Here is a 5016-nt window from a genome sequence, read left to right on the forward strand (position 1 = left end):
TCCACGCATAAACATTTTGTCGAGCTCATCGAGCGATTGTAATAGCCAAGTCGGACGACCGTGATTGCATTGGCCGCTGCGCTCGGTCGCTTCCATATCACGCAATAGTGCATTCATTTCGGGAATTGTCAGTTTGCGATTGGCGCGCACTGAGCCGTGGCAGGCCATAGTGCCGAGAATTTCGTTGATGTGATGCTGGATGCGCTCGCTGCTACCGTGCTCAATCAAATCCGACAATACATCGCGCACCAATTGTTCGACTTTGGCGCGATTTAAAATTACCGGCAATTGGCGGATTAATAATGTCTCCGGCCCCGCACGCTGCAATTCAAACCCGAGCGATTTAAAAATATCGTAAAAATTTTCTGCGCAGTCTGCTTCTTTCTGACTGACGGCAATACTTTCCGGTACCAGCAGCGGTTGGGTTTGGATACATCCGCAGGCGAAGGACTCTTTCATGCGCTCATAGGTGATGCGCTCGTGCGCCGCATGCATATCCACCACAATTAATCCTTGCGCATTTTCCGCGAGAATATAAATGCCTTTAAGCTGGGCGATGGCGTAACCCAGTGGAGGAATATCCTCACTGCCCGACTCCGGCATCGCGTAAGTTGCCGTCGGATTCGCCGGACGATGTAACTCGCCATAGCTCGCCATTTGCTCGCGCACTGCACCGGGATTAATTGCGGCAGGCTGATAGTTGGATTGATAATCTGATGAGTAATTAGTTGCACCGGATGCGGCGCGAAACCCCATGCTCTCCTGACCTTGAAACTCCCCGGCGGCAATACCTTGAACCGGTTTGGCAGATGAAAGTGCAAACGGATTTACACCAACCGCTTCATCAGCACCCTCACCCAATTCGCGTTTTGCCAAGGTATCTTCCGGACGAACTTTCGCCAAGGCGTGATGCAAACTCGAATAAATAAAATCGTGCACACTGCGATTATCGCGAAAGCGCACTTCGTGTTTGGTGGGATGCACATTTACATCAACGGTTGATGGATCCAACTCCAGATACAACACAAACGCCGGATGACGGCCGTGATACAGCACGTCCTGATAGGCTTGGCGCACGGCGTGGCTGACAAGCTTGTCGCGAATCGCGCGGCCATTCACGTAAAAATGCTGCAAGTCAGCCTGGCTGCGTGAAAACGTCGGCTGCGCCACCCAGCCCCACAGGCGGAGACCACTGCGCTCCATTTCAATATGCACCGCATTTTCCATAAATGCCGGGCCGCACACTTGCGCAACACGACGCTCTTGCTCAAGCTGCGAATCACCGGCGCGCCAGGAATAAATTGCGCGGCCGTTGTGACGCAAATTAAACGCGACATCAAAACGAGAGAGAGCCAAACGTTTTACAACATCTTCAAGATGGGTGTATTCGGTTTTATCGGTGCGCAAAAATTTACGCCGTGCAGGTGTGTTAAAAAATAAATCGCGCACTTCTACGGTAGTACCGCGCGGGTGTGGTGCGGGCGATAATTGCGTTTCCATATCGCGACCTTCGGCAACCACTTGCCAGCCTGCACTCTCTTCGTTGGTGCTGCTGATTAACGCGAGGCGCGCAACCGAGCTGATGCTCGCCAAGGCCTCGCCACGAAAACCTAAAGTCGCAACCGCTTCGAGATCATCCAGTTCATAAATTTTGCTGGTGGCGTGGCGGCTGAGTGCGAGCGGCAAATCGTCTTTATCAATACCACCGCCGTTATCGCGCACGCGCATTAATTTGATACCGCCCTCTTCCACATCGATTTCCAGGCGCGTTGCACCGGCGTCGAGCGAATTTTCCAGCAATTCTTTAATCACTGAAGAGGGGCGCTCCACTACCTCACCAGCAGCAATCTGGTTGGCGAGGCGCGGGCTGAGCAATTTAATTTTTCGCATGGGGAAAACCGGTAGCCTGAATCAATCAGGACGTTGGAATTTTGAGGGTCTGGCCAATTTTTACGGTAGGATTTTTCATATTGTTGTGCTTGATTAACTGCGGCACAGTGACGCCATAGCGCACAGCAATACGCGATAATGTATCGCCCGCCACTACGCGATGCTGGCGCGGCAGCGCTGGTGGTGGTGTGTAGGTTGGGCGAGCGGCTGGTTGGCTGGCGACATTGGTAGCAGCGACAGCATTACTGCCGCCCCCTGGAATTTTTAAGGTCTGCCCCAATTTCACCGTAGTGCTGCGCAAATTGTTGTGTTGCATCAACCGCTGTGAACTCACGCCATAACGCGCCGCAATCGCCGACAAACTATCGCCCGCTGCAACTGTGTGTTGCCGTTCGAAATCCTTAATCGCACCCGATTCCAACTGCGCTGCTACATAAGTGCCCGCCGGTGGATGCTGATAAAAATGTTGTTTAATCCCTTTAAATACCGATTGCGCCATTTGTTTGCGATAGGCAGGTGTCGCTAATTTGCGCGCTTCTTCCGGATTGGAAATAAAGCCCGTCTCCACCAAAATAGATGGCACATCCGGCGATTTAAGCACCATAAAACCCGCTTGCTCGACATGGCGCTTATGCAGATGTGCAATTCCGCCCATGGAATTCAACACATGATGGCCAACTTGCAAACTGGAGTTCAGCGTTGCCGTCATCGATAAATCCACCAACACACCCGCCAGCACCTGATCTTTATCGTCGAGGCTGATATCGCCCACACCGCCAATCAAATCCGATTCGTTTTCGCGCTGCGCTAAAAAGCGCGCCGTTTCCGAAGTCGCACCATTTTGCGAAAGCGCAAACACTGAGGCACCGCGCGCGCTGGCTTTGGTAAAGGCGTCGGCATGGACGGAAACAAACAAATCCGCTTTCATATTGCGCGCCAGATCGCGGCGTTTTTTGAGCGGGATAAAATAATCGCCGGTGCGGGTTAATTTTCCGGTAAAACCCGGCTGCGCATTAATCGCTGCAACCAATTCTTTGGCGATGGCAAGCGTCACTTCTTTTTCTCGGATGCGATTCGGCCCCATAGCACCAGGGTCTTCACCACCGTGCCCCGCATCAACCGCAATGACGATAAAACGTTTGCCACTCAAATCTGCACGCGCAACCGGTTGGGCGGTAGTAGCTGTAGTTGGTGCCGAAGGAGCCGTTTGCGACGCTGAGGGCGCCGTGGCCGGTTTGGCGACCTGCTGGGTCGCAACCGGTTTATTGTTGGATGCTGGCGCGGTTGTCGCTGGTACTGCCGGTAGTGTGGCGGTCACTGCGGGAGCAACTTCATCGTACAAGTCGATCACCAAACGATCATGCATACCAGCGCTGGCTTTAAGCGAAAAACTGTTGGGCGCAACCTTGGCTTTTAAATCCAACACCAAACGCAGATCGGTTTTATTGTGCACGTAGCTGCGAATCACCAACACCGGGGTATCAGCCAGTGGCAACTTGGCTAGATCACCCAGCAATTTGCTGTTGGGGACATCGAGAATAATGCGGTCAGGATTGCCAGCGAGAGTGAGACTGTGTTGCACCGGAGCATCCAGATCCAACACGATGCGGGTGTGGTCAGGCGCACGCCACACGCGCACACCATTGACCGTCGCCGACTGGGCGACCTGGGCAACCAACACCATGCCCAAGCAGCAAATAGCACTCAGCCAGCGGAAAAAAACCATACGCGATCTCAATAACATCAACAATTGTAATTATGGGGCGAGACTTGGGTGTATCACCGCAGGCGCCATCGATAAGAGCGCCCTATTTGGCACAAGTTCGCACTTTACCGCAAAACCCTGTTTTCGCTCTAGCTTAATCGCCAAAATGATCAGTTATTGACCAGTGCAAAACTCGCCGGATTTACCCCGATTCTGTGAACCAAGCACGGCTATACTCAAGCCAGCCTCTGCATTATGGCGACACAAAAAACTTTTATCGGTGCCCGCTATGCCATCAACCTCCCACATCAACCTGCTTCGTCACCCACTTGCCGCTACCTGCTTAACCTTGATCAGCATGCCCGGCATGGCGATCAGCTACGGCGTGTACGATTCCCGCGCGCTCGCCATGGGCGGCTCAGCCACTGCAATTGGCAGCCATGCGCAGGCAGCATTTTACAATCCCGCCCTGCTCGCCTTTCACGATAAAGAAGAGGAGGCCGGACGCGATGGCCGGGTCTATCTACCCAGTATTGTCGTGCAAGTATCCGATGCAACCGAAGCGGCAGTTGACGCAATTGACGACGAGCTGGACACACAACTCAGCAGCGCAATCAACGCGTTTAATTCCGCACCGGCTGCAGAGAGTGCTGGACAAGTCGCCGCCTCTGCACAAGACCTGAGCGATGCGCTGGACGATATCGCCAATCAGGATTTAAATATCGACAGTTTTATCGGCTTTACCATCAGCGAACCCAGCAACCGCGAGGGCGGTGCATTTTATTTCGGCACGCGTTTGATCGGCGGCGGCCTCGCCAATGTCACCGATGCCGATAGCGCCCTGCTCAATGACTATATCGATTCCATGAATCAGGTCGCCGCTGGTGCTGACCCCGCCACCGTCGCCGCGCAATATCCGCAGCTGATTAACGCCAATGGCCAGTTGATCGACCCCACCAGCACGCTCACGTCCAACGCCGATATCAGCGCCCTCGCCATCAGCGAATGGGGCATGGCGATGGCAAAACAATTTGAATGGCGCGATTACAGTTTCGCCGTGGGTATTACCCCCAAACTGATGCGCGTCGATGCGTTCCGCGATACCGCCGACTTTAATGACAGCCTGGATTCTGCTGAAGCAGGTGTCGATGAATTCTCAGACACCCAGTCAACCCATATCACGCTCAACGCGGATTTCGGCGTAGCCGCCACCATCAAGGAGCACTACCGCATCAGTCTCACACTCAAGGATGCATTTGAAAAAAGTTTTACCACCACCCAAGAACCCGATCCCGTTACTGGTGAACCAGCGCCAGATCTCAGCGTCACGCTCAGTTCTCGCTCGCGCATCGGTGTTGGTTATGTGAATGAAAAATTCAGTGTGGGATTGGATTACGATTTAGGCGAGGCAAAACCCATGG

Annotated in this window: 3 protein-coding genes; 1 reads left to right on the forward strand and 2 read right to left on the reverse strand. The window is 53.4% G+C overall.

Translation table 11 applies throughout. The annotated features are described in order from the left end of the window. Positions 1-1890 (reverse strand): DNA mismatch repair endonuclease MutL (mutL, locus tag ACWA6V_RS17225; RefSeq protein ID WP_449523649.1); only part of this gene is annotated, 1890 nt, incomplete at its 3' end. Between the two features lie 25 nt (positions 1891-1915). Then, positions 1916-3616 (reverse strand): N-acetylmuramoyl-L-alanine amidase, encoded by a 1701-nt coding sequence (locus tag ACWA6V_RS17230; protein WP_449523650.1) that lies wholly within the window; start codon positions 3614-3616, stop codon positions 1916-1918. Positions 3617-3884: 268 nt separating this feature from the next. Between ACWA6V_RS17230 and traF the strand changes: the two genes are divergently transcribed. Then, positions 3885-5016: conjugal transfer protein TraF (gene traF, locus ACWA6V_RS17235; protein WP_449523651.1), on the forward strand; the 1132-nt coding region annotated here is incomplete at its 3' end.

Source organism: Cellvibrio sp. (assembly GCF_053579595.1).